Below are 24,701 nucleotides of genomic sequence, written 5' to 3'. Positions count from 1 at the left end.
GGTCATAGTTGGAGGTTTTCGGTGGCAAAAGCATCGTCGGAGGAGCAGCTGCGGCTGCTCGATTTGCAGGCTCTGGACAGTACGGTCCACAAACTCCGGAACCGGGCTCGCATCGTCAGCGACAACTCGGAGATCGCAGCTCTTGCCCTGCAGCGTGCTGCGGCACAGAGCAGGCTCGTTGCCGCCTCCACCGAGGCCGCTGACATTACGCGTGAACTGACCCGCGCCGAAGCTGACGTCGCTTCCGTGGCAGCCCGTGTTGAGCGCAACCAGAAGCACCTGGACAGCGGCCACGGAACCTCCAAGGAGCTCACCGCCCTGCAGAGCGAAATGGAGTCGCTGAAGCGCCGCCGCTCCGATCTGGAGGACGTGGAGCTGGAGGTCATGGAACGGCTCGAGACGGCTAAGGCCGCCGAGGAGCAGTCCCGTGAGGCAGCCGCCGCCCTGGACGCTGAAATGGCCGCGCTGGAGGAAAAGCGCGACGCCGAGCTGGCCGAGATTGAAACCGAACGGCAGGCCGTGGTCGCCAGCCGTGAGGAGCTGGCAGCCACTTTTGAACCCGGTCTGCTGGCCGTTTACGAAAAGACACTGGCCAAGCACGGCATCGGCGCCGCGCGGCTGTTCAACGGCACCTCCGAGGGGTCCGGCATGCAGCTGAGCCCCGGGGACCTGGCCGACATCCGCAAGGCCGCCGAGGACGACATTGTCTTCTGCCCCGACTCCGGCTGCATCCTGGTGCGTTCCGCTGAGTGGGGCAGCTGACCGGTGACCCTGTTCGACCCGTCCGACACCCCTGCTGAGCCTTCAGGGAACGCGGCTTCTTCGAACGCGCCCCGGCGCACGCTGATTGTGGAGGCCGACGGCGGCTCCCGCGGCAATCCCGGGCACGCCGGCTACGGTGCCCTGGTCCGCGATCCTGAGACGGGACGCATTCTGGCGGAAAAGGCACAGTACATCGGCAAGGCCTCCAACAATGTGGCGGAGTACTCCGGCCTCGTGGCGGCACTGGAAATGGCCCATGAGATCGATCCAGACTGCTGGATCCTGGCCAAGATGGACTCCAAGCTCGTCGTGGAACAGATGAGCGGCCGGTGGAAGATCAAGCATGAGGACATGCAGAAGCTGGCCGCCAAAGCCCGCGGGATCGTCAACCCGCGCCGGGTGAAGTACCAGTGGATTCCGCGTGAACTAAACAAGGACGCTGACCGCCTCTCCAACGAGGCCATGGATGCCGGCATGGCCGGGGTTCCCTGGGTGCAGAAGGGGGCAGCCGAGGCTGCGCTCCGGGAACCGGCAGAGGTTTCCGAGCCGGTCGCCGAGGCCAAACCAACAGCCACCGGACGGCTGCACCACACCGAGCTTTGGGTGCGGGACTTCGCCGCTGCAGAACTGTCCCTGGGCTGGCTGCTGGAACGGTTGGGCTACCTGCGTGCGGACAGCTGGGAAACCGGCGCCCGGTGGCAGGGAGCCGACAGCTATGTCGTTATTGAAGCAGGTCCGGATGTGCTGGATTCAGCGCACGAACGCCGCCGGCCGGGTCTGAATCATCTGGCCTTCCGCGCCGGGTCCCGGGCGGATGTGGACCTGTTGGCCCGACGCGCGTCGAGCCACGGCTGGACGCTGCTCTTTGCCGACCGGCATCCCCATGCCGGCGGTCCGGACCACTACGCTGCCTACCTTGAGAACAGCGAGGGCTTCGAAGTGGAACTGGTGGCCGAAGACTAGCCGGCCGTTTCCTGCCCGGGAAGCATGAGGTTGAGCTGGAAGGGTTTCCGTGCCGTGGCAGGGACCAGTTCCGCCTCCCATTTCTCCCGGGCGGCAGCCAGCAGCTGTTCAGGTGTTTCGGGAGCGGAGCCGGTGCGGGTCAGCAGGTGCCGGGCGAGCTCTCCGCGGGTGTGCTTGGCGAAGTGCGAGACCACTGTGCGTTTGCCGTTGCGCATCTGGAAGACGTTCACAGCCGCTGCCCGGGCCGGTTCCGGCGCCCACGCAGCCGCGTAGGTGCTGGACCGGCAGTCCACCACCAGTTGTTCCGCCGCATACTCATTCAGGACGGGCGTCAAATGGCGTTTCCAGAAGGAAGCGAGTTTGCCCGTTTCCGGCAGCTTCACTGCCATGGACAACCGGTAAGCGGGAATCGGATCGCTGAATCCCAGCGCCCCCCACAGGCCGGAGATGACGACGACGGAGCTATCCGCAGTGCGCTGCTGGGCGGGAGTCAGCGTTGAGTAGCCCAGGGCGTCGTAGAGCACTCCGCTGTAGATGCGGTGTGCCGGGGCGCAGGGCTGATCCTGCAGGACGGTGTTGCGCTGCACCTCTGCGGCCAGTGACGGGCCGACGCCCAGGACGGCGTGCGCGTCCGCCGCAGCACTGGCCTGCGCCACGGCTTCAAGGACCTGTTTGCGGGCGTCGTTAAGCCCGGGGAAATGCAGCTTGTCGGGGTCGAAATCCGGACCTGAGACGGCGGCGGTTTTTCCTTCAGAGGGCGGGAGCAAAATCAACACCAATTAATCCTACGCGAGGTGTGTGAGCCTCCCGGGCCGGCGCACTGAATCCGAACAACCCGCCGGAGACGGTAGCATTGAGGCTGGACGGGTTGGCCAGGCGATCGCGTTGGGTCCTTATTAAAGGAGCCACCGAGGAAAGTCCGGGCTCCGCAGAGCAGGGTGGTGGGTAACGCCCACTCGGGGAAACCCGCAGGCCAGTGCCACAGAAAAGAAACCGCCGTTGAGGGCGATCCGTTAGGACCGCCGTCGTCGGTAAGGGTGAAAAGGTGGTGTAAGAGACCACCAGCGTTCCGGGTGACCGGAATGGCTAGGTAAACCCCACCCGGAGCAAGGCCAGACAGGACGCGTTTGAGGGCTGCTCGCCCGATGCGTCCGGGTAGGCCGCTTGAGGGCGCCGGCAACGGCGTTCCTAGATGGATGATTGCCGCCTCCGGTCCGGTAACGGTCCGGAGATACAAAACCCGGCTTATCGGCCAACCCGTCCACACAAACAGCGAGAACCCGCAACGGTGTCTCAGCATTTCATCCTGTTTTTCCGCAGGATTTGCGCAAGAGGTGTGTAAAGCGCCCGTACCGGCAACGGCCCGACTATTGTTTGGCCATGTCCCGAACTCCGAGAGAACAACGCCCGCTGGTGCTTCGCAATGCGAACTTCCGCGGCCTGTGGATTTCGTCCACCGCCGGCATCTTTGGCACTTCTGTTGCCGCGGTGGCGCTGCCTCTCATTGCTGCTGTTGAATTGGACGCTTCCAATTTTGCCGTTGCTGCCCTTTCCGGCGTGGGATTCCTGCCGTGGCTGTTGTTCGGGCTGCCGATTGGCGCTTTGGTGGACCGCTACCGCCGGAAACCCCTGGTCATGGCTGCGCTCGTGATCCGGATAACCGTGCTGATGACCCTGCCCGTGGCCTTCTGGCTGGACCGGCTCAGCGTGGCCCAGCTCTTTGTGGTGTCTTTCCTGTCCGGTTTGGCAGCCGTCTTTTCCATGCTGGCGGAATCCGCCCTCGTCCCACTGGCAGTGAAGCGGGAGGAACTGATTGAAGGCAACGGGCTGATGACGGGCTCGGCAGCCTCAGCGGATGCGGTGGGCAGGGGTCTGGGCGGTTGGCTCACCGGCGCCTGGGGTGCCTCTAACTCCCTTCTGCTGCAAGTGGCGGCGTCCACAGTGTCCCTGGCCTCTGTGGCGTCCCTGAAAGTGCAGGAAACCCGAACGGCCAGCGACAACCCGGGAGCCGCCCGGATTTTCCGAGACATGGGAGAAGGGCTCCGATACAGCTTCAGCACCGCTCCGCTGCGCACCATCCTGCTCGTAGGGGCATTGTGGAACCTGGGCGGGGCCATCGTGGTTTCTCTGATGGTCATCCTTGTGGTGCGGACACTGGGGGAGTCCGGAGCCATGCTGGGATTCCTGACGGCGTCCACTGCGCTGGGCGGCACCCTGGGCGGCCTCACCGTCAAGCGGGTCACGCAGCGGTGGGGTTCGGGAACGGTATGGCGCTTTTCCATGCTGCCGGCCGCTGCGGGCTATGCCAGCCTGCTGCTGATGACTCCGGGCTGGGGAATGGTTCCGGGCTTCATCGGGCTTTTCCTGGCCGGATATGCCATCTCCATGAATGTTGTGGTGTCCACGAGTTTCCGCCAACGGGTGTGCCCGCCCGGAATGCTGGGGCGGCTGGGGTCCGCCTCCCGCATGGTGACATGGGGGATGCTGGCCATTGCCGGCGTCATCGGCGGCGTCCTAGTGGAGAGCCTGGGAATTCGCGCCGCTGTCCTCATCGGGCTGGGAATTGCGTTCCTGGCTCCGGCAGCCGCCGCGCTGGGGCCGCTGCGGGGCATTAGGGACCTGGAAGATCTGGAGCCCGAAACGGTGGAAACCGGCCTCGAAGTCCGCTGACCGGACCCGGCGATGTGCCGGCTGATCGCGGACCGCAATCGGACCGCGGAATAACAGTGTGACAAACGTCTCGCTCAACAAGCCGGTTCGGCAAGTGTGTCCCAATACACTTGGAGGGACGACCCAACCGGCACAAAGCAGTGCCGGCTGAGAAAAGGAAGTGAAAATCTTGAGCCAGTTCTCCGATGCCTGCCTTGATACGTGGATGGACCGTGAGGCCATTGCCGAGGCAATGATTCCGCTGATCGGGCGGCTCTACCGGGAAAACAGTGTGGTCACGTCCGTGTATGGCCGCCCCTTGGTGAACCGTTCCGTCATCGACATCCTGAAGGCGCACCGCTTTGCCCGGCAGATCGATGAAGTTGAACTCCCGGTCTCCGATACCTTCCCGCTGCTGCAGGCGCTGGATGGGCTTGAACTGGGCGCCGCGTCCATCGATTTGGCCCGCCTGAGCCTGAAATACAAGGCAGAGGGCGCCGGCGTTGATCTGGTGGACTTCCTGCGCAGCGAGTTGGCTGATGTGGCGGGCAAACACGGCGCTGACGAGCGCACCAGCACCGACGTCGTCCTCTACGGCTTTGGCCGGATCGGACGGCTGCTGGCCCGCATCCTCATTGACCACGCCGGCGGCGGACAGGGGCTGCGCCTGCGTGCCATCGTGGTCCGCAAGGGTGCGGAAAATGACCTGGTTAAGCGTGCGTCGCTGCTGCGCCGTGATTCCGTCCACGGTGCCTTCGACGGAACCATCACCGTGGATGAGGATAAGAACACCATCCTGGCCAACGGCACGCTGATCCAGGTCATCTACTCCAACGACCCGTCCACCGTGGACTACACGGCCTACGGGATCAAAGACGCCGTGGTGGTGGACAACACCGGCCGCTGGCGCGATGAAGAGGGACTGTCCCAGCACCTGGCCGCCAAGGGCGTGGCGCGCGTGCTGCTCACCGCTCCTGGCAAGGGCAGCCTCAAGAACATTGTGCACGGCATCAATCACGCGTCGATTTCCGATGATGACAAGATCGTCACCGCCGCCTCCTGCACCACCAACGCCATTACCCCGGTGCTGAAGGTCCTCAACGACAAGTACGGGATCATCCACGGCCACGTGGAAACCGTGCACTCGTTCACCAATGACCAGAACCTGATCGACAACTTCCACAAGGGCGACCGCCGCGGCCGCTCCGCTGCGCTGAACATGGTGATCACCGAAACCGGTGCCGCCAAGGCCGTTGCGAAGGCACTGCCGGAACTGGCGGGCAAGCTCAGCGGAAACGCCATCCGGGTTCCCACCCCCGATGTCTCCATGGCCATCCTGAACCTCAACTTCGAGACCTCCACCACGAAGGAAGAGATCAACACCTTCCTCCGGGAAACCTCGCTGAACTCGGACCTGCACAAGCAGATCGACTACATCGATTCACCCGAGGTCGTTTCCACCGACTTCGTGGGGTCCAAACGGGCCGGGATCGTGGACGGACTGGCCACCATCTCCAACGGCAAGAATGCCGTCCTCTACGTCTGGTACGACAACGAGTTCGGCTACAGCTGCCAGGTCATCCGGGTGCTGGAGGAAATGGCGCAAGTAAATCCGCCGGCCTACCCGCGCGTCGAGGAACTGGCCGCCTCGATCTAGTCGGGAACTTCACCGACAACAAGGCAAATAGACAAAGCGAAAGGCGCGTTTCCCTGTCGGGGAACGCGCCTTTCGCTTGGTCCGGTTTGAGCTCCTGGTTTCCGAGTACCCTTAGTGGCCGAAGGGATCCGGATCGACGCCGGGCATCCAAGTGAGGCCGGGAACGTTCCACCCCTGGGCTTTAATGACTTTCCGCGCCTTGCGGCTCCATCGGTCATTGAGCTTGTCCACGTACAGCTTGCCATCCAAATGGTCGTACTCGTGCTGCAGGACCCGGGCAAACCAGCCGGTGGCCTCGAACTGCAGCGGTGTTCCGTTCTCATCGAAGCCGGAGATTTTGACCCAGTCGGCGCGGTTCACCGGGAAGTTCTCGCCCGGAACGGACAGGCAGCCCTCCGCGTCCTCCTCCGGATCCGGTGCGGAGCCGGGAACCTTGGAGGTGATGAGCACGGGATTGATGACAACGCCGCGGTCCGGAGCATCGTCGTCGTTCTGATACGCGAAGGTGAACAGGCGCAGCCCCACACCCACCTGGGGGGCAGCCAGGCCGACACCGTTGGCCACATCCATGGTCTCGTACATGTCCGCCACCAGGGTGCGAAGCTCGTCGTCGAACTTTTCCACCGGAGCGGCTCGGCGGTGCAGAACGGGTTCTCCGTGGATGACAATGGGACGGACGGTCATTGCTGGTCTTTCTGTTGGACGGGCGGTGCTGGTGCTGGTGGAGCCGGGACGGGGCTAAGCGGTGATCTGCCGGCCGATGACTTCGCGCATGATTTCGGAGGTCCCGCCGAAGATGGTCAGCAGCCGGGCGGCCAGGAAGGCCTGGGCCACCGGGTACTCCAGGATGTAGCCGTAGCCTCCGTGCAGCTGCAGGCAGCGGTCCGTGATGGACTTCACCCGTTCGCTGGCCCAGAGCTTGGCCTTCGCTGCGGAGACGGCGTCCAGTCGGCCTTCATTGAAGGCGAGGATGGCCGAATCCACGTAGGCCTCGGTGACCTCAACTTCAGTGGCGATGTCCGCCAAGGCGAAACGGCTGTTCTGGAAGTCCGCAATGCGTTCCCCGAAGGCATTGCGGTTCTTCGTGTACTCAACGGTGGCTTCGTAGATCTGCCGGGCCACGGCGGAGGATGCGACGGCGATGGCCAGCCGGCCCTGGGGAAGCTGCCCGGCCGCGTACTCCAGGCCGCGGCCCACCTCGCCCACGAGGTTGCCCTCCGGGACATGGACGTCGTCGAAGAAAAGCTCGGCCGTGTCCGAGGCCTTCAGGCCCATCTTGTCCAGCTGGCCGCCGGTCTTGTAGCCCTCGGTCTTCTCCACCATGAACATGCTGAACGAGTCTTTGCCGCCGCGGCCGGTTCCGCCGTCAGTGCGGGCCAGGACCAGGGAAGCGTCGCCGCTGATGCCGTTGCCGATGAATGTCTTCTGGCCGTTTAGCCGCCAGCCGCCGTCGTCGTCGCGCACCGCCTTGGTGCGGATGCCGCGCAGGTCGCTGCCGGCGCCGGGCTCGGTCCAGGCGACTGAGGTGACCTTGTCCCCGCTGACCATGTCCGGCAGCCAGCGTTCCTTGAGGTCATCGGAGCCGTAAGCCAGCAGATGGGGGAGGACCAGATCGTCATGCAGGTGGAAGGCCAGGCCGACGGCGAGGTGGTTGGCTTTGGCGAACTCCTCGTCCATCACCGCACGGTAGCGGTAATCGGGCATGCCGGCGCCGCCGAATTCTTCCGGTACGGCAAGTCCGAGCAGTCCCTGCTCTCCGGCGGCCTTCCACAACTGCCGGGGCATCATGTGTTCGGCGTCCCACTGGGCGTAGCCGGGAGCTACCTCACGGGTATTGAACTCGCGGGCGAGGTCACGGAAAAGCTCATGATCTTCGTCGAACAATCTGCGCTCCAAGGCGGGTTCTCCTCATCGATTGGCCGCAATATGTTCCAGCGGCGGTGCTGCCGGGCTGCCGCGGCGTTGGCCGGGGTGCCTCATAAACAAGTCAAACATAAGGACACAACAACAAAGGCCGCCCCGATGAAACGGGACGGCCTTTGTGAAACTGATCCTGCCAGTCTCCTTGGGGTGAGTAACGGGGGTTGAACCCGCGACCTCCTGGACCACAACCAGGCGCTCTGCCAACTGAGCTATACCCACCATGTGCCCCGGATAACATATCCGCAAAGTCCAGGCGAGTGGTCTTTGCAAACTCATTTATCTGAGGCAGCGGAATCAAGCTTACACGGTTTTTGGGGGAGTCCTGACCAAGTTGCCGCCAAGACGCCCAAATGTGACCGAGCTAACTCTTGAGGCTCTCCGCAATCTTCTTCGCCGTGGCCGAATCCGGGCCCGGAGCCGGCACAAAGACGGCTTCCCGGTAATACCGAAGTTCGTTGATGGAGTCCACGATGTCTCCCAGCGCACGGTGGTTTCCGGTTTTTGCCGGGGCCTGGAAATAGGCGCGCGGGTACCAGCGGCGGGCGAGTTCCTTGATGGTGGACACGTCGATGATCCGGTAGTGCAGGTAGTCAATGACTTCCGGCATATCCCGGGCCAGGAACATCTTGTCGGTTCCCACGGAGTTTCCTGCCAGCTGTGCCTTCTTCGGCTCCGGCACCCACTTGGTGATGTACTCGATGACCTGGGCCTCCGCCTCAGGCATGGTCATTCCGTGGGGCAGCTCGTCCAGGAGCTTGGAGGTGGTGTGCATGTTCCGCACAAAGTCACCCATTTGGGCCAGCGCGGCGTCGTCGGGCCGGATGACCACGTCCACTCCGTCGCCCAGAATGTTCAGCTCAGAATCGGTCACCAAGACCGCCACCTCAATCAGGGCGTCGTTCTTGATGTCCAGGCCGGTCATTTCACAGTCGATCCAAACAATGCGTTCATTAGTTATTGGCACAGAACCAATGTACCGCGCTGCCCGTGCGGACAGGCTCGGAACACCGGGGCCACAACGGCTGCGGCCTTGTTTCAGTGACTCGAATGGCTCCGCTGGCGGCGGTCAGTGAACTCCGGTTCGGAGGGCGTGACGGCGGCCGCCGCTGCGTCATACTGCTGGATCGGAAGCTGGCCGGTTTCGGGCGGACCGAAGGTGCGCGTCCAGCGGCTGTCGCCGGAGGCGGTGGTGTCTTGTTCGGAAGTCTCGGCGGTTTTGGGTGCTGCGGCTTCGGTTTCGGCGGCAGGCTTGGATGCAGGGGTCGAAGCCTCTGCCCGCCGCCGTGCCTTCCTGCTGTCCGGTTTTACCTGTCCGGCATCGATTCCTTGCAGCATGTGCCCGGCAGGGGCCAAAGGCACGCTTGATTCGGTTGCATTGCTGGAATCCTTGGCAGGCACGGCCGTGGCAGGCACCGCCGTGGCAGGCCGGGCAGAAGGACGGCCGCTTCCCGCGCCGGGCTTGCGGGCGAAGACCGAAACCACCGGCAAGACACCCGTGGTGGGATCCGCCGCCCGCATTTCCTTGCGGGTGATCGGAGGCTTCGGCTCCGGCTCTGAGATTGACCTCGTCGGTGCGGCGACGGGGAGCGACTCCGCGGGAGTCGATGTTGCAGGTGCTGTTGGCATGGAGGTTGCCGGTGCCGAGGGAATCGAGTCTTCACGGCTGCCCTGACCTCCCGCACCATGCACCGCAGGGGAAGCCGCAGAGAAGTGCCAAACCGCAGTGAAGGACAGCAACAGGAGGAAGGAAACGGCTGCGGTAACACGCCAATCAATTTCTGCCCACGTCATTGTCCCGACAGCGGTGACGGCCAGGAAGATGCCCCAGAGAAGCAGGTCGTGGTTCTTCTGCCGCACACCGGCCGGGTGCACGATTTGCGTCTGGGCGGCTGTCGGTTGTGCAGCCGCCGGTTCGACAACGGCGCCTTGAACAACGGCAGACTTATCGGCGGCTGACTGAGCGGCGGAATTCTGACGCTTCCGCCTGGAGTCCCTTCGCGGCCGCAGTCCCGCTGCTTCGGGTACCTCGGAATGCGAAACCTCCGGCTGCGGGCTGTCAGCAAGCCGGGGACCTCCGGAATTCTGTGGCCCTACGGCTTTCTGCTGCCCGCGGGCCCGCTGTTGCGTGCCAACGTGCTGCTTGTCTTCACTGTCTGCCCGGTGGCGCCCCACAGCCAATACCCGCCTTGCCTTGATGTTTCAACGATTTTTCAGTCTATGTGACGTACTCCGCATCTGTGTGATCCCGGTCCGGCGCGTCCGTACATCCCGGCTTTATACACCCTGCGGTGCTAATATCTTGGCTACTGACGGTCCTCACCGCGGTGCGTTTGTCGTGTGTGCTGCGGTGCCGCTGGCCGCGACGATTTACTGCCGGTGAGTGCTCCCCGAGGACTGCGGCTCCGCCGTGATGCCAGGCGTGCACCGCCGCCGTTGGGCAAACTGTACGAACCCAAAGATTGGAACCACGTAGATGACCGCCCAGGTCCCCGCGACCGAGCCCTCGTCTCCGGGCCCGGAGATAGCGAAAGCCAACAACCCCAACGTCGCGATCATCCAGGGCCTCATCGGTTCCCTCATGATGCTCGCCGGCTCGCTTGGTGTCGGCTGGCTGTCTCTGGCCTCGTACGACCTTCGCCGCAACCCGGTCATCATGTGGCTCCGGTTTGAGCCGGAGGGCGCAGTGCTCTCCGTGTTCCTGCTCGCCCTGGGCGGAATGCTCCTGGTCCGTTCGTGGCTGCGGCTGGGCCAGCGCATCACCTCGTGGGGACCGGAAGCCCGTCCGGTGGTGCTGAAGGCCACCATCGCCTGGGCCGCACCAATGTGCGTTGCGCTGCCGCTTTTCAGCCGCGACGTGTTTGCCTATATCGCCCAGGGCCTGGTCATGGTCAGCGGTTTGGACCCGTACAAAGACGGCTACTCCCAGATTTCCAACTATGTGCAGATCGGCGCTGACGACCTGTGGGCCCAGAGCCCCACGCCGTACGGCCCGATCTTCCTGTGGCTGGAGGAACTCGTTGTCCGGGTCACCGGAGGCCAGCCCGAATACTCCATTCTGCTGTTCCGGCTCATTTCGCTGATCGGTGTGGCCCTCTGCGTCTACTACGTGCCCAAGCTCGCCGAGCTGCACAACATCAATCCCAACCGTGCCCTCTGGCTGACCACGGCAAACCCGCTGTTCCTCACTACCTTCATCGCCAGCATCCACAACGATGCGCTGATGATCGGCCTGGCCCTGGCCGGCCTGTACCTGGCCGCGACCAAGCGCGCCATACCCGGCATCCTGCTCATCACACTGTCGGTGGGCATCAAGCCGATCACGCTGATCCTGCTGCCCTTCGTCGGCCTCATGTGGGCAGGCAAGGGCGCATCCTGGCCGCGGAAGTTCCTCTACTGGTTCATGACGGCCGGCATCTCGCTCGGGCTGCTGTGGATCCTGGGCATCGTCAACGGCCTGGGCTTCGGGTGGGTGGGTGCGCTGAGCACCCCGGGCAGTGTCTGGATCTGGTACGCCCCCGTGGGCTTCCTCGGCATGCTCGTTGCCACTCTGGGCAACGCACTGGGCCTGCCGGGCTGGACCTTCGCGGATATCGTCCACACTGTGGGCAGGGTGGCCTCGCTGCTCATAGTGTTCTGGCAGATGTTCGTGGGGGAGTACAGCAAGCTGGTGCGCCGGCTCGCCCTGGCCTTTGCCGCCATCGTCATGCTCGCGCCGATGATCCAGTCCTGGTACGTGGTGTGGCTGATTCCGCTGTTTGCCGTTACCGGAATCCGCAATGACTGGCAGGTCAAAACGTTGTATCTGCTGGTCTCGTTTTTCATGGTGTACGCGATCAGCGACCAGCTGGATATCTGGCCGTACTTCGACTTCAGCCTCAGCGCCGCCCGGCAGATTGCTGCCGTGATAGCCCTGGGCTTCGCGCTGTACCTGATCTTCCTGGATCCGAAGACCAAGGTCCTGTTCCAGAAGAAACTTACGGAGCCGTCTCCGGGCGAACTTCGGGTGCGCTGAGCGGGCGGCTGCCGCCGGCCCTGGCCAGCCGGACAATGCGCACCAGCGACCAGCCGAAGAGCACCAGCAGCGCGATGTTGCGGACTGTCAGCAGCAGGGCAACCCCAATGTTCAGGTCGTTGTAGAGCGCGGCGTAAAACAGCGGGTACACCAGGGTGGTCAGGGAAGCGATGGCCAGCATGAGGATGGCCGGGACATGCCAGCTCCTGCCTTCCCAGGCCACGCCGACTGCCACCACGGCACCAAGCCACAGCATGAACTGGGGCGAACCCACCTTGTTGAACACGATGAAGGCGGCTACCAGTGCCAGCGACCCGGCAATGAGCAGCTGGCCGGCGTCGGCGCCCCGGCGAAGCGCCCAGATCAGCAGGACGACGACGGCGAGGGCTGCGGCTGCGAGCAGCGGCATCATCAGGGCCGCCACCGGCTCGCCGAGCGCCCCGCGCACTTCACGCGTGTTGATGATCTTGTCCTCGAAGATGTAGGCACCGGAATCCCCGCCGAGGATGGCTTGCCACAGGCCGGGGGTGGTGAACGGCGCCTCCATCTGCATCCCGCGCGCACCCTGGGCCCCGACAAAAGACAGCAGGTGATGGATGCCGCCGCCGGCGATGACAATCCCGGCCATCAGCGCGGACACTGCCGCTCCGGTGGCCAGCAGCGTCAGCCGCCGGCGCGAGGCCACCAGCACTGCCAGGATCACCGCGGCGGGCCAGACCTTCATCCAGGTGGCAACCGACAGCAGGGCGGACGCAACCACCGGGCGGCTGGCCAGCAGCAGGAGTCCCATAATCACCAGGGGAGCCGTGAGTCCGTCCACCCGGCCCACCGCAACGGGTCCCAGCAGCCCGGTAATGAGCAGCCACCAGTAGGAGGCCGTATACCGGGACGGGGTCCCGGGTTTGCTGATCACTGCCACGGCGAAGGCGTTCAGTGCTGCGAAGATCGCAAACCACACCACCTGATAGGCCCCCCAGCCGAGGACTGCCGCGAGAAGCATCGGCAGGAGCGCCCCGATCGGATACACCCAATCCCCGCTGATGCCCTGCCAGACTCCGTCATTAATACCCTCGAAGGCCCACCGGCGGTAAAGATTGATGTCGCTGAGGACGCCGCCGGAAAATATCAGTGAGGACAAGGCCGCGAAGAAAACCAAGTGGACAATTGCGAAGCAAATCCATAACGATTTGCGGCGCATGAAGCGCTCCGGCAGACGGGTCATTTTCTGCGACATTCCGGGGGGTTCTCCTTAGTTGGTGCAGGTGCGGTGCGCTGTCAAGGCACAGCGATAAGGGTACCGGCGGCCGTGCCGCGGCATGCAATCCATTGCCGGACACGGGATACTGGACGCATGACCGACGGAACAGAACAGGTAATTACGGCAGATTTTGATGTCTCGCAGTGGGAGCCCACCCCTTATCAGGTGGAAGGAACCAACAGTGAACTCTCGACGGTCCGGGCGGTGAAGATCTTTGAGGGGGACATCGTGGGGACAAGCGTTGCCGACCTCATTATGGCCGGAAATGCCGTGGGTGCCGGTTACGTCTGCTCCGAGGTTTTCGCTGGAACGATCGCCGGCCGGACGGGCACCATGGTTGTTCAGCATTGGGGGCTTGCCGAGGGCACGGCCACTGCGAGCTCCGGCCACATTATCCCCGGCTCCGGCACTGACGGGCTGGCCGGAATTGCCGGCAAGGCCATTTTCACGCAGGAACCCGACGGGCAGCACCGGTTGGAACTTCGGGTAACGCTGCCCGAAGACGTCTAACCAACCGCCGGCCGGAACCACCAGAGGGCGGCGGCCGCCGATGCGGCGATAACCACGGCAAAGGCAGCCAGCCAGAGAACGGCAGGCACCCCGGTGCGCTGGTAGAGGATGAAGGCATCCGAGCTCTGCAGGGAACGCCGGCGCCGGGTATGGACGCCAAGCACGTTGAACCAGTCGCGCACGGCACCCGCCAGCAGGGCGATGCCCACACCCAGGGTGATGCAGGAGACGGCAAACGGCGAGGCAAACCAGACCAGCAGCACCGAAACGCCGGCGCAGCCACAGGCGATTACCAGCCCCTGCGCGTTGCGGATGAACAGCAGCGCTGCCAGCAGGACCAGCGCCCCGGTGGACAGCGCAAACCCTGCCCAGCCGTTGAAGGCGGCCCAGACCAGCAGTGCACCGACGACTGCGGGTACGGGATAGCCCCAGAACCCGGTCCAAGCTGCGGCAAGGCGGCTGCGGCCCATGCTGCGCATCTGCCCGGAGTGGTCGAACCGCAGGTGGATGCCCTTAACCATCTGTCCCGTCATAAGAGCGGCAAAGGCATGCCCCAGCTCATGGACAAACGTGACGAAGAGGCCAAACCACCGCCACGTCGGCCGGGGAACGGTGAGTACGGCGGCCCCGGCGACAATGAGCACAAGAACGGTCCAATCCACTTCCAGCGGGGTTCCGCGGGCAAAACCGTTTGCCACCTTGGAGAACCATGCGCTGATGATCGACCCGGCAGCCCCTGTGTCCACTAAAGATCCAGTTTCCCGCGCAGGATGGAATCACCCGAATGCGCGGGATCGCCGTCGTACGGCTCGTCTGAAATATCCACGACGGGGTACTGGCTTAGGTCCAAATCCTCCGGCAGCACAAAGTGGCCTTCGGTGCCGTCCATGGTTCCCAGGCTAACCATCGACCCCGCATCCGGAGCGAGCAGCCACACCTCACGGTAGCCCTGGGCAGCGTTGCTGCTGGAGGTCACCACGAGCTCCCGCTGGCCGTTTGGAAGCCGGTCCACCACGGCGCTGCCGGTATCTGAGTATGACGCCAGCGGCGAGAGATCCACGGAAGCGATAACCTCCGGTCCGGGAACAGGATCAACCGCTCGCAGGGCACCCCACGTGCCTGCTGCGCCAACAACGACGGCGGCGGCCGCCGCCGCCAGCCACGGCCCGCGGCGGCGCCGTTGGCGGGCTGCGGACAGGGAAGCCACCGGCGCGCTGGAGCCGGCCGGCGCACCGGGCTTGGAAGACGGAAGATCCGTCGGGGGCGACGGAGAAGAGGAAACGGGTGTTGCCAGCGGATCCGGACGCAGGTGTTCGTCGAGCTCCAGTTCGCGGTGAATGTTCTCCCACACCGAGGAATCCGGTGCCTGGTGGGTGGTGGCCGGTTCGCCGCGGTCCGAAGACTCAGGGACCGGCGCAGCGCCGTCGCCGTTTGCTGCAGCGCCGCCGTCTGCCGAGCCGTTGTCTGCAGCGCCGGCCAGACGGGCGGCAGCCACCACCCGCTGGAAGGACCCCAGGTCCGCGCGGCAGCGCGGACAGAGGTCAAGGTGGGCGAACTCCTCATCGCTGGCTTCTTCACCCAGAGCAAGGAGGGTGAGCGCGTCATCGTGCAGGTGCTGCATCACTGACCTCCAATCTTTGCCTCAACTGGACGAGACTTCGGCGTATATGGCTTTTAACGGTTCCCAGCGGCATTTCGAGCCGGTCCGCGATCTGCTGGTGGGTCAGGTCCGAGTGAAACGCCAGCCTGAGGATTGAACCCTGCGGTTCTCCCAACCGGTCCAACTCCGCCTCGATGACCACCCTGTCGGCGACGTGGTCGGGGTTGCCGGCTCCGTCGTCGGACTCTTCGCGGTGCTGTGCGGCAGCCAGTTCCCGCACATTCTCTTCGCGGGCCCGTGACGTTCCCATGCCGGTCGCGACGTTGCGGCCGATGCCAACCAGCCAGGCCACGAGACTTGACCGCTCGGGGGAGTAGCTGGCCCGGTACTTCCAGGCCCGGATGAAGACCTCCTGCACGACGTCGTCGGCGGCAGTGGAATCGGTCATGCGCCGCAGAGCCAGGGACCGGATCAGGGGCGCAAACCGCCGGTAGGCTTCAGCGAGCGCGCTTTGGTCGCCGGAAGCGAAGGCCTGGTCAAGGCCTGCGTCCTCCTCCAGGGAACCAAATGGCATCGGGCGCGGACTCCTGATCTCGGGAAGCCAATCCTGGGCGGCACGGCTTTCCGGCCCGCCCCGAGGATCGGCAGTTTTCCCTATGATACCGGTGCCGCGGTCAGGACCACGTTATCTTCGTAGTCGTCCTGTGCTTCGAGCCATTGGCCGCCGCAGGTGACCAGTTTCAGCCGTGGTTCTCCGGTGCGGTCAAACAGCCGGTGGCCGTCCAGGCTCCGCTTGGCAATGTTCTCCACCTGTTCGGTGGCGTACCGCTGGAGGGAACCGTCCTCACGCGTCACCGTGATGATGGTGCCGGCCGCAACGTTTTTGAGTCCGGCGATCGGGAGCTGTTCGGTGCGGGAATCCACGTGCGCTGCGAGCACACTGGATCCTGAGCCGGCACCCGGAGCCGGACCGTATTGATACCAGCCGGCTTGATAGTGGTTGTCGGGAAGGGTCATTGCTCCGTTGTCCTCCACTCCAACGGGAATCACTTCGAGGTCGATTCCCGTCCCTTCGACCTGGATCCTCACCGGTGCGGGGATGCTGGTTTGGGCTTCCGGCACCGCCGGGCGGATTGGGATGGCCGACGGCGCGGGTACCGAAGGTGCAGGAACCGGCGCTGCGCCGGTGGCCGGTGCGGATGAGCTGACAGTCGAGGGGGCGGTTTCCGGTGGTGCGTCCGCCGAATTGCCGCAGGCGGTGGTTCCGGCCGCGAGCGCGGCGAGGAGAGCGGCACTGGCCCGGAATCGGCGGCCGGCGGCTGAACGGGGCATGGGTGTTATCTTCCAATCGATGGTGCAGTAACAGTTGTGTGGCGGCGCATGTTGTTGCGGGTGCTGGTTGGGCCGTGCCGGTGGCCGGGGGGAGGCCACCGGCACGGGGATCTGAACCGATGTTCACCCGACCACGCCTTTCGGTGTGGCCGGGTGGACGGAACGGCTAGCTGCGGGCTGCAGCTGCCGAGTTCTTGCGGCGTGCCACAGCAGCTGCGCCCACCAGGAGCATGACGGCTGCGCCTGCACCTGCGGCCAATGCGCCGCCGTTGCCTTCGTCGGACGCCAGTGCACCGGGAACGGCGTTCGGAGCGGATTCCATGCCTGCGATCGTCTGGGTGGCGAGGGCAAGGTTGCCGTCTTCCAGTGAGCCCCACGCGTACACGAAGGTGTGGGTGCCTTCGGCGAGGGTCAGATCGGCCGGGCCGATCACGGGCTCGGTGGTTCCCGCTGCGGCCACGGAAGCGGAGATGGTCCCGGCGTCGACCGCCAGGGTCTCCTCATCCGGGTTTTCCAATCCGGTGATCACGGGGGTTCCGCCGGCCAGGACATCCACGGCAGGAGCTGCTGCGTCGTGGCGCACGGTCAGGTGGGCCTTGCCCGGAGCGACAGTGGACAGGTCATTGGTGTAGAAGTTTGCCGTGGGCTGCCCGGAGGCATCCAGGTTGGCTACGGCGGTGTAGTTTCCGCCGGCGGCCATCTGCACTGTGACCGGTCCAATAATCGGTGCCGAGGCATCGGCGGCGTCGGGGGCGGTGATTGCCAGATCGTAGCTGCCTGACGGCAGGTCAAGCGGTCCGGCGAGGGTGCCCGGGGTGAAATCGTCGAGCGTCAGCGCCCCGTTGACGTACACATCCACTGTTGTGTCGGGTATCCCGTGCAGAACCGAGAGCTGGGCGGTGTCTGCTGCTGCGGCTGGGGTCATGAATCCCACTGCGGCAGTCAAGCCTGCGGCTGCGGCGAGGGCGGTCACGGTCTTACGCATGATGTCTCCTGGGTGTTGATCTCCGCCGGCAGCGAAGAATCCGTATGTTGCTTACATCCCCTTTACTTCCGCCGCCGGGAGTTTGGATGCAGATTTCTGAAAAAGAATTTTCGCCATGACATCGAGCCCGCCCCCGCCCGGGAAAGTGATGCGTCCGTGGGTCGGGGCTGCTGCGTAGTATTATCGTCAGGTCGCCTCCGTAGCTCAGGGGATAGAGCAGGAGCCTTCTAATCTCTTGGTCGCAGGTTCGAATCCTGCCGGGGGCACACAGTTGCGCAGTTGAGCTCGTGATGTGATTCCGTGATGCCGAAACGGTCGCACGACACCTCAGGAAATGTCCCCTGAGGTGCGTGCCGCCCTTTCGGCATCACTGGTTTAAGTCCTCCGCCGTCCCCCCACTGGGATTCCTCCACAGGACCCCGGTCCAGAGCCGTGATCCACAACTGCACCTGTGCCCGGCCCGGTCGTCTCATCCGGAGCAAGACTTGCCTGAGCAGGACAGACATCCACAGGCATCCAGACAGGCAGGGAACAGCATGAGCGACACGATCACAGTCCGGGGATACGTTGCCACGGACGTTCGAAGCACCACTGCGGACAGCGGACTCGCCATTGCGGGATTCCGCATGTGCACCACGGAACGGCGCTATGACCGGGACACCGGAAGTTGGACCGACGGCCAAACGAACTGGTTTTCGGTTTCCCTTTTTCGCCAGCTGGCCGCCAACGCTGCGTTCAGCGTTCACAAAGGGGATCGGGTCATCGTGACCGGCAGGCTGAAGGTTCGGCAATGGGTCTCCGATGATGGACGAAGCGGAACCTCCGTAGACATTGATGCGGAGAGCGTGGGACATGACCTCATGTGGGGCACCGCCAACTATCGCCGCAACGTCCAGGACCGCTCCGCGGGCTCGGCCACCGGCGGTGAGGGCAACGAAGACTCAACCGCTGAGGACAGCGGAACCGATGATCTTCCAGCGGATCTGGATCTGGAAACCGGTGAACTGGCCGGGACCGGTACCGGGACCGCCGACACGGCGGAGGAAGCAGGGGATGACCTGCAGGATGTGCTTCAAGGTGCCGCGGCGGCCGATGCAGGCCGGGGGCGTGGCAGAATGGGCGGATGATTCGCGTTCGCCGCAACAGCAGGCTCTCCGGGGTTACCGTTTCCGTTCTGGTGATCGGTTCGCTGGGCCTGCTCGCGCCGGCCGCCGTCCCGGCGTCGCCTCTGCCGGGAGCCCGGCAGGCGGCGTCCGTGCTGCAGGGGGCCGGCACCATGGTTCCGGCAGCCGCGGAGCGGACCCCGGAGAGCTTGTCCACGGCGTTGGAAGCGCTCGCCGCAACATCACCCAGTCCGGACCGCGCCATGATCCTGCAGGCCTTCTCAGAGGCAGGATTCTCCGGTGATTCCGTGGAAGTGTCCCTGGATATTACGCCCACGGGTCTCGCCGTCGATTCCATCCGCGGAGCGGCAATCGAGGATGGCTCGTGCCTTTTCGGAGAGGTGCGCGACGGAGCGGTCTCGGTCACCACGCTGCCGGTGCTGGACAGCGGGTACTGCTTCGTGGGGGATCAGCGCTAGACCGCTGCTGGTCAGGGAAGGGCCGGCGGCGGTCATTGGGGGATGAATGCGTTCCCGCCCGCCGGCCGGCGCCACCATGCGTCGGCGACCAAATGGCACTTATCCCGCCTGACCCACTAGCCTTGAACCTATGGCGGAATTTATCTACACGATGACCAAGGCCCGCAAGGCCGTTGGCGACAAAGTTATCCTCGACGACGTAAGCATGTCCTTCTATCCCGGTGCCAAGATCGGCGTGGTGGGTCCCAACGGTGCGGGTAAGTCCACCATCCTGAAAATCATGGCCGGACTGGACACCCCCTCCAATGGTGAAGCACGGCTGAGTGCCGGCTACTCTGTGGGCATCCTGCTCCAGGAACCACCGCTGAATGAGGAAAAGACCGTACTCGGCAACGTCCAGGAGGGCGTTGGCGAGATCTATGCCAAGATCCAGCGCTTCAACGAGATCTCCGAGGCAATGTCCGAGCCTGACGCGGATTTCGACAGCCTGCTCGAAGAAATGGGCAAGCTGCAGGAAGCCATCGACGCTGCCGATGCCTGGGACATTGACTCCCAGCTCGAACAGGCCATGGACGCACTGCGGTGCCCGCCGCCGGACGCCGATGTCACGCTTCTTTCGGGTGGTGAGCGGCGCCGTGTTGCACTGTGCAAGCTGCTGCTGCAGAAGCCGGACCTGCTGCTCCTCGATGAGCCCACCAACCACCTCGACGCCGAGAGCGTGCTCTGGCTCGAACAGCACCTCTCCGCCTACCACGGCGCCGTGCTGGCCGTGACCCACGACCGGTACTTCCTGGACCACGTGGCCCAGTGGATCGCCGAAGTGGACCGCGGACACCTCTACCCGTATGAGGGCAACTACTCCACCTACCTGGAGAAGAAGCGCGCCCGCCTGGAAGTCCAGGGCAAGAAGGACCAGAAACTGGCCAAGCGCCTCACGGAGGAACTGGACTGGGTCCGTTCCAATGCCAAGGGTCGCCAGACCAAGTCCAAGGCCCGCCTCGCCCGGTACGAGGAAATGGCAGCCGAAGCGGACCGCACCCGCAAGCTGGACTTCGAAGAAATCCAGATCCCGCCGGGCCCGCGCCTGGGTTCGCTGGTGCTGGAAGCCAAGAACCTGCAGAAGGGTTTTGGCGACCGCCAGCTCATCGACGGACTGTCCTTCTCCCTGCCGCGCAACGGCATCGTCGGCGTCATCGGTCCCAACGGTGTGGGTAAGTCCACGCTGTTCAAGACCATCGTTGGCCTTGAAGAGCTCGACGGCGGTGACCTGAAGATCGGCGATTCCGTCAAGATCTCCTACGTCGACCAGTCCCGCGGCGGCATCGACCCCGAGAAGAGCCTCTGGGAGGTTGTCTCCGAAGGTCACGACTGGATCCAGGTCGGCCAGGTGGAAATGCCTTCCCGAGCCTACGTCTCCGCCTTCGGGTTCAAGGGCCCGGACCAGCAGAAGAAGGCAGGTGTGCTCTCCGGTGGTGAGCGGAACCGCCTGAACCTGGCCATGACCCTGAAGCAGGGCGGAAACCTCCTCCTGCTCGATGAGCCCACTAACGACCTGGACGTGGAAACCCTCTCCAGCCTGGAAAACGCGCTGCTGGAATTCCCCGGCTGCGCCGTGGTTGTCTCGCACGACCGGTGGTTCCTGGACCGCGTGTCCACCCACATCCTGGCGTACGAAGGCACCGAGGAGAACCCGGCGAACTGGTACTGGTTCGAGGGTAACTTCGAATCCTATGAGCAGAACAAGATCGAGCGTCTGGGCCCGGATGCAGCCAAGCCGCACCGCGTGACCCACCGCCGCCTGACCCGCGACTAGGAAAGCGGCCGGCCAGACACTGGCAGCCCGCCTGAAAAGAGGAACCCGCCCCGTATGAACGGAGCGGGTTCCTCTTGTCTGTGCCGGGTTGTCTCGGAGGGCTTGGCCTGTGGCGGGACCAGACCCGCCGGGGCTACGGCTGTTCCGGTATGCGGAGCATGCCCTCCTGGGCAACGGTGGCCACCAGCTCGCCGGCACGGTTGAAGATCCTTCCGCTGGCCAGCCCGCGGGCACCGGAGGCGCTCGGCGATTCCTGGACGTACAGCAACCAGTCATCCACCCGCAGCGGACGGTGCCACCACATGGCGTGGTCCAGGCTGGCAACCGACATGCCCCGTGTGGACCATGCGAGGCCGTGGCGGCGCAGGACCGACTCCAGCAGTGTGTAGTCGCTGGCGTACGCGAGGGCCGCGCGGTGCAGGTTCTGGTCATCGGGCATGGGTCCGAAAGTCTTCATCCAGACGGCATTGCGGGCCACCTTCTCCGGTCCGGCCTCAAAGTACACGGGCTTTTCCACATGGCGGATGTCCATCGGCCGGTCATGGGACCAGGCCTTGGCTACCGGATGGTCGATACCTTTGAGCAGCTCGGCTGTGGTCGGCAGGGACTCAGGCTCGGGAATCCCTTCCGGCATCTCAACCTGGTGGTCCAGCCCCTCGCCCGGCTCCTGGAACGAGGAAATCATGGAGAGGATGGGCAAGCCGTTTTGGTAGGCATGTGTCCGTCGGGCCGAGAAGGACCGGCCGTCACGCAGCCGCTGCACACCAAAGGTGATGGGAATCTCCGTATCCCCGGGGCGCAGGAAGTAGCCGTGCATCGAATGCATCAGCCGGCCGGGCTCCACGGTCAGCGCCGCGGCGACGAGGGACTGCCCAAGCACCTGCCCGCCGAACACCCGTTTGCGCGGTTCCTGCTGGGATCCGCCCACAAAAATATCTTCGTCCGTCTGCGCGCCGTCGGCAGGGCTGAGTTTTAGCAGTCTCAGCAGGGAAGCGGTGGGATCGACGGTGTCGGCCATGGGTGGTTGGTCTCCTCGGACAAAATAAACAGGCAGTGGTGAGGGCCCCGAAAAATCCCCGGGCCCTCTTCGAGATTAGACGCACCCTTCAACAACACCCAAGCCGGAGCAGGAATGCGCAGGTGCCCGCGGCGTTTGAGAAGATGGGGTCATGCCTATGAATCGCTTTCCCATCCAGCTGCGCTTTGGCGACGAGGATTCCAACGGACACGTGAACAACGTGCGCTTTATCCAATTCCTGGAAGAGGCTCGGGTCCGCCTGAGCCTTCTGCCGCTGGGTGCGGAAATCAGCCCGGCCGAACCCGCCGACACCTTCCGCTCAGTGACGTCCCGAACCGGGATGACCCTGGTGGCACACCAGGAGATCGAATACCGTGCCCCCTTGATCTACCGCCAGGAGCCGGTGTGGGTGGAAGTCTGGGTGACCGCAATCGGAGGCTCCAGCCTGACGTACGGCTTCCGCATCGCTGACGACGACGGCGGTATGGTCTATGCCCTCGCCGAATCGACGCTGGTCATGGCTGACGCGCAAACCGGCCGTCCGACGGCCCTGTCCGATGTGCAGATTCGGGTGCTGGAGAGCTGGCGCGGGGACCCCGTGCCGTTCCGGCGAAGCACGCGGTCCAAGGCCAACGACGGCGTATCCGCATCCGCCGGGGTAACCCGATGACCGCGCCGGCCGCCTCGTCGATGCCGGAATCCACTGAACTGGTTCTCGCGGACCCGCAGGTCACAGCCGACCTGCGGACGTTCGTTGTGCGCGCCCGGGCGGCCGACGACGGCGCCGTGCGCCTCCAAGCCGTCGGGTCCGTGCTGGCTGCCTACGTCTGCGTGCTGCGGCCTCGAGCATTGGGGGAGGACACCCCCACTGTGCTGGGCATGCGGACCATGCCTCTTGCAGTTCCGGCCCGGCTGGATGCCGCCGTGTCCCTGGCCTCAGTTGCGGACCGGCTGGCGCGGATGGGGGAGACGGAGACGGTGCTGCCGGTGCCGCCCATGACCGTCACGGAAAGCTGGACCGGTGTGGGTGCGCCGCGCAGCGGGTGGGAACGCAGCGATGATGTTCCCTTCAAGCTTTTGGAGCAGGCCGCGCACCGCGGCATCAGGGAAGTGGCTGCTCTGGTTCCGGCCAGCTCGGGAGCGCCGGTGGTCCAAACCGCGCGGGGTGCGGTCTGGGGACAGCAGCTGCCGGACGTTGCCGCGGCCATTCCGGCCGGAGCGGCGTTTGCGGCGCTGACGCTTGGTTTCCTCCCGGGCGAATCGGACGGGGAAGCTGCAGTCTTCCGCTGCGGCCGCTGGACCCGGCTAAGCATGCCGCGTGGCCACGTGCTGATCCGTTCCGCATCCGTCTTGGGTTGAGCCTGCTCCGGTCTTGGGTTGAGCCTGCTCCGGAGTGAGGCGAAACGGACCACTCAGGCGAAAGGACCCGCTCAGGCAGAATTGACCATCGAGTGTGCTGCGCGTTCAAGGTAGTCCCAGAGTGTCGCCTCATGCAGCGGTGAGAGTTCCAAGGCGTCAACGGCGTCGCGCATGTGCTTCAGCCAGGCGTCGCGGGCCTGCGGTGTGACGGCAAAGGGCATGTGCCTCATCCGCAGCCTCGGGTGTCCGCGCTGCTCCGAGTAGGTCCGCGGACCGCCCCAGTACTGCTCCAAAAACCCCAGCAAACGTTCCTTGGCGGCGGTCAGGTCTTCTTCCGGGTACATGGGCCGCATGAGGGCGTCCTCAGCCACACCGGCGTAGAAAACGTCAACGAGTTTGGCGAAGGTCTCGTGCCCGCCCACAGCTTCGTAGAAATTTTCGGTGTAGGCAGGCTGGGTAAAGGCCGGCTGGACTGACAGCGGCATGGCGGGCCGGTTCTCGGATGGTGTGCTCACAGTTGTTTTCCCTTGGTGGAAGCAGTGGGTGCAGCGGGCGCCGTAGCCGGCGCCGCTTCAGCGGGGACCGCGGCAGCGTTTCCGGAAGCAGCGTTGCCGGCGGCGGGGCCCTCTTCGGGAACCTCCTGGGGCTCACGGTAATTCCCCTGGGAGCGGTTGCCCACCTTGGCCAGCTCGCCGTTCCGGATGTACCAGATCACGCCGCGGTCATCGACCATGCGGGTGATGCGGATGCCCACTGACTGCACGGTACCGATGGTGTCGCCCACTTCAATCACATCGCCGATGCCGTACTGGTCCTCGATGGTAATGAAGAATCCGGCCAGGGCATCGCGGATCAGCTCGCGGGCACCAAAGCCGAGGGTGATGCCGACAATCCCCACGCTGGCAATCAAGGGGGCAACGTCGATGCCGACGGCCTTGAGCACCATGATGATCACGGTGGTCCAAATGAACAGGCTCACGGCGCTGCGCAGCAGCGCGCCGATGGTGTCTGCCCGCTGGGCGCGGCGTTTCTTGTCCAGGGTGCGCATGACGGGCTGGGCCCATTTCAGCTTCGAGGAACTGAAGAGCGCATACCCCTTCTGTGCGCGCTGGACCACGCGGTTGATCAGGAACCGTGCTGCCGTCCAGAGCAGCAGGCCGGTCAGGATAATGAACCCTGCCTGAATCAGCCCGGTCCAGTCAAAGTCCTCGATGGGGACGGATGGGGTGTCGATTTCTGCGGCGGTCAGCAACGGACGGTTACCGTCTCTTTCATGTG

The 24,701-nt window shown here is 64.5% G+C and carries 26 protein-coding genes, 2 tRNA genes and 1 other RNA gene; 14 read left to right on the top strand and 15 right to left on the bottom strand.

The features are described 5' to 3' along the window. Window positions 1–21 precede the first annotated feature (21 nt). Together MUG94_RS10940 and MUG94_RS10935 are read left to right on the top strand one after the other, a co-directional pair. A complete protein-coding gene (locus tag MUG94_RS10940; RefSeq protein WP_227890199.1) occupies window positions 22–762 on the top strand; it encodes a zinc ribbon domain-containing protein in 741 nt (246 codons plus the stop codon). A 3-nt stretch (window positions 763–765) separates the two neighbouring features. Then, complete coding sequence (locus MUG94_RS10935) at window positions 766–1,725, top strand: reverse transcriptase-like protein (protein WP_341482163.1); 960 nt, start codon at window positions 766–768, stop codon at window positions 1,723–1,725. Here MUG94_RS10935 and MUG94_RS10930 read toward each other — a convergent pair. Continuing rightward, on the bottom strand, window positions 1,722–2,501 hold the full coding sequence (locus MUG94_RS10930; protein WP_227908291.1) for a YaaA family protein: 780 nt from the start codon (window positions 2,499–2,501) through the stop codon (window positions 1,722–1,724). The two genes, MUG94_RS10935 and MUG94_RS10930, sit on opposite strands and share 4 nt — an antisense overlap. A gap of 88 nt (window positions 2,502–2,589) precedes the next feature. On the opposite strand from MUG94_RS10930, the gene rnpB reads away from it, so the two are divergent. From rnpB to MUG94_RS10915, 3 genes are all read left to right on the top strand, one after another. Next, an RNA gene (gene rnpB / locus MUG94_RS10925) (RNase P RNA component class A) lies at window positions 2,590–2,989 on the top strand. A gap of 116 nt (window positions 2,990–3,105) precedes the next feature. After that, window positions 3,106–4,395, top strand: coding sequence for an MFS transporter (locus MUG94_RS10920; protein ID WP_227908292.1), 1,290 nt, complete (start codon window positions 3,106–3,108; stop codon window positions 4,393–4,395). A gap of 169 nt (window positions 4,396–4,564) precedes the next feature. Continuing rightward, window positions 4,565–6,031 (top strand): glyceraldehyde-3-phosphate dehydrogenase, encoded by a 1,467-nt coding sequence (locus MUG94_RS10915; protein ID WP_227908293.1) that lies wholly within the window; start codon window positions 4,565–4,567, stop codon window positions 6,029–6,031. A 111-nt stretch (window positions 6,032–6,142) separates the two neighbouring features. Here the strand turns inward: MUG94_RS10915 and MUG94_RS10910 are convergent, their stop codons facing one another. From MUG94_RS10910 to MUG94_RS10890, 5 genes are all read right to left on the bottom strand, one after another. Then, entirely contained in the window at window positions 6,143–6,715 is a 573-nt protein-coding gene (locus MUG94_RS10910) for a peptide deformylase (protein WP_227908294.1), read from the bottom strand. Between the two features lie 54 nt (window positions 6,716–6,769). Next, window positions 6,770–7,927, bottom strand: a complete 1,158-nt coding sequence (locus tag MUG94_RS10905; protein ID WP_227908295.1) for an acyl-CoA dehydrogenase family protein — start codon at window positions 7,925–7,927, stop codon at window positions 6,770–6,772. Between the two features lie 170 nt (window positions 7,928–8,097). Then, a tRNA-His gene (locus tag MUG94_RS10900) sits at window positions 8,098–8,173 on the bottom strand. Window positions 8,174–8,315: 142 nt separating this feature from the next. Then, window positions 8,316–8,918 carry an oligoribonuclease gene (gene orn / locus MUG94_RS10895; protein WP_227890193.1) on the bottom strand — a complete coding sequence of 201 codons (603 nt, stop codon included), beginning with the start codon at window positions 8,916–8,918 and terminating at the stop codon, window positions 8,316–8,318. Between the two features lie 71 nt (window positions 8,919–8,989). Next, complete coding sequence (locus MUG94_RS10890; protein WP_227908296.1) at window positions 8,990–9,313, bottom strand: hypothetical protein; 324 nt, start codon at window positions 9,311–9,313, stop codon at window positions 8,990–8,992. Window positions 9,314–9,356: 43 nt separating this feature from the next. Between MUG94_RS10890 and MUG94_RS10885 the strand changes: the two genes are divergently transcribed. Both MUG94_RS10885 and mptB read left to right on the top strand, forming a co-directional pair. Then, window positions 9,357–9,626 (top strand): hypothetical protein, encoded by a 270-nt coding sequence (locus MUG94_RS10885; RefSeq protein WP_227908297.1) that lies wholly within the window; start codon window positions 9,357–9,359, stop codon window positions 9,624–9,626. A gap of 801 nt (window positions 9,627–10,427) precedes the next feature. Then, window positions 10,428–11,966, top strand: a complete 1,539-nt coding sequence (gene mptB / locus MUG94_RS10880) for a polyprenol phosphomannose-dependent alpha 1,6 mannosyltransferase MptB (RefSeq protein WP_227908298.1) — start codon at window positions 10,428–10,430, stop codon at window positions 11,964–11,966. On the opposite strand, the gene MUG94_RS10875 is transcribed toward mptB, so the two are convergent. Then, the gene (locus MUG94_RS10875; protein ID WP_227908299.1) at window positions 11,929–13,200 is read right to left on the bottom strand and encodes a glycosyltransferase family 87 protein; all 1,272 of its coding nucleotides are present in this window, start codon (window positions 13,198–13,200) and stop codon (window positions 11,929–11,931) included. The genes mptB and MUG94_RS10875 overlap by 38 nt on opposite strands. 117 nt (window positions 13,201–13,317) lie before the next feature. On the opposite strand from MUG94_RS10875, the gene MUG94_RS10870 reads away from it, so the two are divergent. After that, on the top strand, window positions 13,318–13,734 hold the full coding sequence (locus tag MUG94_RS10870) for a DUF3224 domain-containing protein (RefSeq protein WP_227890188.1): 417 nt from the start codon (window positions 13,318–13,320) through the stop codon (window positions 13,732–13,734). Here MUG94_RS10870 and MUG94_RS10865 read toward each other — a convergent pair. The 5 genes from MUG94_RS10865 to MUG94_RS10845 all read right to left on the bottom strand — a co-directional run bounded on the left by MUG94_RS10865 (window position 13,731) and on the right by MUG94_RS10845 (window position 17,651). Further along, complete coding sequence (locus tag MUG94_RS10865) at window positions 13,731–14,480, bottom strand: M50 family metallopeptidase (protein WP_227908300.1); 750 nt, start codon at window positions 14,478–14,480, stop codon at window positions 13,731–13,733. The two genes, MUG94_RS10870 and MUG94_RS10865, sit on opposite strands and share 4 nt — an antisense overlap. After that, complete coding sequence (locus MUG94_RS10860) at window positions 14,480–15,355, bottom strand: anti-sigma factor (protein ID WP_227908301.1); 876 nt, start codon at window positions 15,353–15,355, stop codon at window positions 14,480–14,482. The genes MUG94_RS10865 and MUG94_RS10860 overlap by 1 nt, the downstream gene beginning before the upstream one ends. Next, window positions 15,336–15,908, bottom strand: coding sequence for an RNA polymerase sigma factor (locus MUG94_RS10855; protein ID WP_227908302.1), 573 nt, complete (start codon window positions 15,906–15,908; stop codon window positions 15,336–15,338). Before MUG94_RS10855 ends, MUG94_RS10860 begins: the two co-directional genes overlap by 20 nt. Window positions 15,909–15,988: 80 nt before the next feature. Next, on the bottom strand, window positions 15,989–16,666 hold the full coding sequence (locus MUG94_RS10850; protein ID WP_227908303.1) for a class F sortase: 678 nt from the start codon (window positions 16,664–16,666) through the stop codon (window positions 15,989–15,991). 166 nt (window positions 16,667–16,832) lie between these two features. After that, on the bottom strand, window positions 16,833–17,651 hold the full coding sequence (locus tag MUG94_RS10845) for a DUF4397 domain-containing protein (RefSeq protein WP_227890183.1): 819 nt from the start codon (window positions 17,649–17,651) through the stop codon (window positions 16,833–16,835). A gap of 193 nt (window positions 17,652–17,844) precedes the next feature. Here MUG94_RS10845 and MUG94_RS10840 point away from each other — a divergent pair. From MUG94_RS10840 to ettA, 4 genes are all read left to right on the top strand, one after another. Then, window positions 17,845–17,917: transfer RNA gene (locus MUG94_RS10840), tRNA-Arg, on the top strand. 270 nt (window positions 17,918–18,187) lie between these two features. Further along, complete coding sequence (ssb, locus tag MUG94_RS10835) at window positions 18,188–18,778, top strand: single-stranded DNA-binding protein (RefSeq protein WP_227908304.1); 591 nt, start codon at window positions 18,188–18,190, stop codon at window positions 18,776–18,778. Further along, the gene (locus MUG94_RS10830) at window positions 18,775–19,233 is read left to right on the top strand and encodes a DUF6993 domain-containing protein (protein ID WP_227890181.1); all 459 of its coding nucleotides are present in this window, start codon (window positions 18,775–18,777) and stop codon (window positions 19,231–19,233) included. Before ssb ends, MUG94_RS10830 begins: the two co-directional genes overlap by 4 nt. A gap of 130 nt (window positions 19,234–19,363) precedes the next feature. Continuing rightward, window positions 19,364–21,046 (top strand): energy-dependent translational throttle protein EttA, encoded by a 1,683-nt coding sequence (ettA, locus tag MUG94_RS10825; protein ID WP_227890180.1) that lies wholly within the window; start codon window positions 19,364–19,366, stop codon window positions 21,044–21,046. 133 nt (window positions 21,047–21,179) lie between these two features. Here ettA and MUG94_RS10820 read toward each other — a convergent pair whose 3' ends face one another. Continuing rightward, the gene (locus MUG94_RS10820; RefSeq protein WP_227908305.1) at window positions 21,180–22,064 is read right to left on the bottom strand and encodes an acyl-CoA thioesterase; all 885 of its coding nucleotides are present in this window, start codon (window positions 22,062–22,064) and stop codon (window positions 21,180–21,182) included. Window positions 22,065–22,215: 151 nt separating this feature from the next. On the opposite strand from MUG94_RS10820, the gene MUG94_RS10815 reads away from it, so the two are divergent. Together MUG94_RS10815 and MUG94_RS10810 are read left to right on the top strand one after the other, a co-directional pair. Then, complete coding sequence (locus MUG94_RS10815; RefSeq protein WP_227908306.1) at window positions 22,216–22,734, top strand: acyl-CoA thioesterase; 519 nt, start codon at window positions 22,216–22,218, stop codon at window positions 22,732–22,734. After that, complete coding sequence (locus MUG94_RS10810; RefSeq protein ID WP_227908307.1) at window positions 22,731–23,423, top strand: DUF8185 domain-containing protein; 693 nt, start codon at window positions 22,731–22,733, stop codon at window positions 23,421–23,423. The genes MUG94_RS10815 and MUG94_RS10810 overlap by 4 nt, the downstream gene beginning before the upstream one ends. A 71-nt stretch (window positions 23,424–23,494) precedes the next feature. Here MUG94_RS10810 and MUG94_RS10805 read toward each other — a convergent pair whose 3' ends face one another. After that, window positions 23,495–23,908, bottom strand: coding sequence for a globin (locus tag MUG94_RS10805; protein WP_227890315.1), 414 nt, complete (start codon window positions 23,906–23,908; stop codon window positions 23,495–23,497). Window positions 23,909–23,934: 26 nt separating this feature from the next. Further along, window positions 23,935–24,675 (bottom strand): mechanosensitive ion channel family protein, encoded by a 741-nt coding sequence (locus tag MUG94_RS10800; RefSeq protein ID WP_227908308.1) that lies wholly within the window; start codon window positions 24,673–24,675, stop codon window positions 23,935–23,937. Window positions 24,676–24,701 lie beyond the last annotated feature (26 nt).

The sequence above is a fragment of the Arthrobacter gengyunqii genome, from assembly GCF_023022985.1.
Taxonomy (GTDB): domain Bacteria; phylum Actinomycetota; class Actinomycetes; order Actinomycetales; family Micrococcaceae; genus Arthrobacter_B; species Arthrobacter_B gengyunqii.
The sequence above is the reverse complement of the archived record's forward strand: the minus strand, read 5'-3'. Positions and strand labels throughout refer to the sequence as shown.

Bases quoted from the DNA above. Each gene is read 5' to 3' on its own strand.
- MUG94_RS10920 (WP_227908292.1), top strand. From the start codon at position 3,106: ATGTCCCGAACTCCGAGAGAACAACGCCCGCTGGTGCTTCGCAATGCG.
- MUG94_RS10910 (WP_227908294.1), bottom strand. From the start codon at position 6,715: ATGACCGTCCGTCCCATTGTCATCCACGGAGAACCCGTTCTGCACCGC.
- mptB (WP_227908298.1), top strand. From the start codon at position 10,428: ATGACCGCCCAGGTCCCCGCGACCGAGCCCTCGTCTCCGGGCCCGGAG.
- MUG94_RS10875 (WP_227908299.1), bottom strand. From the start codon at position 13,200: ATGTCGCAGAAAATGACCCGTCTGCCGGAGCGCTTCATGCGCCGCAAA.
- MUG94_RS10870 (WP_227890188.1), top strand. From the start codon at position 13,318: ATGACCGACGGAACAGAACAGGTAATTACGGCAGATTTTGATGTCTCG.
- MUG94_RS10860 (WP_227908301.1), bottom strand. From the start codon at position 15,355: ATGCAGCACCTGCACGATGACGCGCTCACCCTCCTTGCTCTGGGTGAA.
- MUG94_RS10855 (WP_227908302.1), bottom strand. From the start codon at position 15,908: ATGCCATTTGGTTCCCTGGAGGAGGACGCAGGCCTTGACCAGGCCTTC.
- MUG94_RS10850 (WP_227908303.1), bottom strand. From the start codon at position 16,666: ATGCCCCGTTCAGCCGCCGGCCGCCGATTCCGGGCCAGTGCCGCTCTC.
- MUG94_RS10845 (WP_227890183.1), bottom strand. From the start codon at position 17,651: ATGCGTAAGACCGTGACCGCCCTCGCCGCAGCCGCAGGCTTGACTGCC.
- ssb (WP_227908304.1), top strand. From the start codon at position 18,188: ATGAGCGACACGATCACAGTCCGGGGATACGTTGCCACGGACGTTCGA.
- MUG94_RS10830 (WP_227890181.1), top strand. From the start codon at position 18,775: ATGATTCGCGTTCGCCGCAACAGCAGGCTCTCCGGGGTTACCGTTTCC.
- ettA (WP_227890180.1), top strand. From the start codon at position 19,364: ATGGCGGAATTTATCTACACGATGACCAAGGCCCGCAAGGCCGTTGGC.
- MUG94_RS10820 (WP_227908305.1), bottom strand. From the start codon at position 22,064: ATGGCCGACACCGTCGATCCCACCGCTTCCCTGCTGAGACTGCTAAAA.
- MUG94_RS10815 (WP_227908306.1), top strand. From the start codon at position 22,216: ATGCCTATGAATCGCTTTCCCATCCAGCTGCGCTTTGGCGACGAGGAT.
- MUG94_RS10810 (WP_227908307.1), top strand. From the start codon at position 22,731: ATGACCGCGCCGGCCGCCTCGTCGATGCCGGAATCCACTGAACTGGTT.
- MUG94_RS10805 (WP_227890315.1), bottom strand. From the start codon at position 23,908: ATGCCGCTGTCAGTCCAGCCGGCCTTTACCCAGCCTGCCTACACCGAA.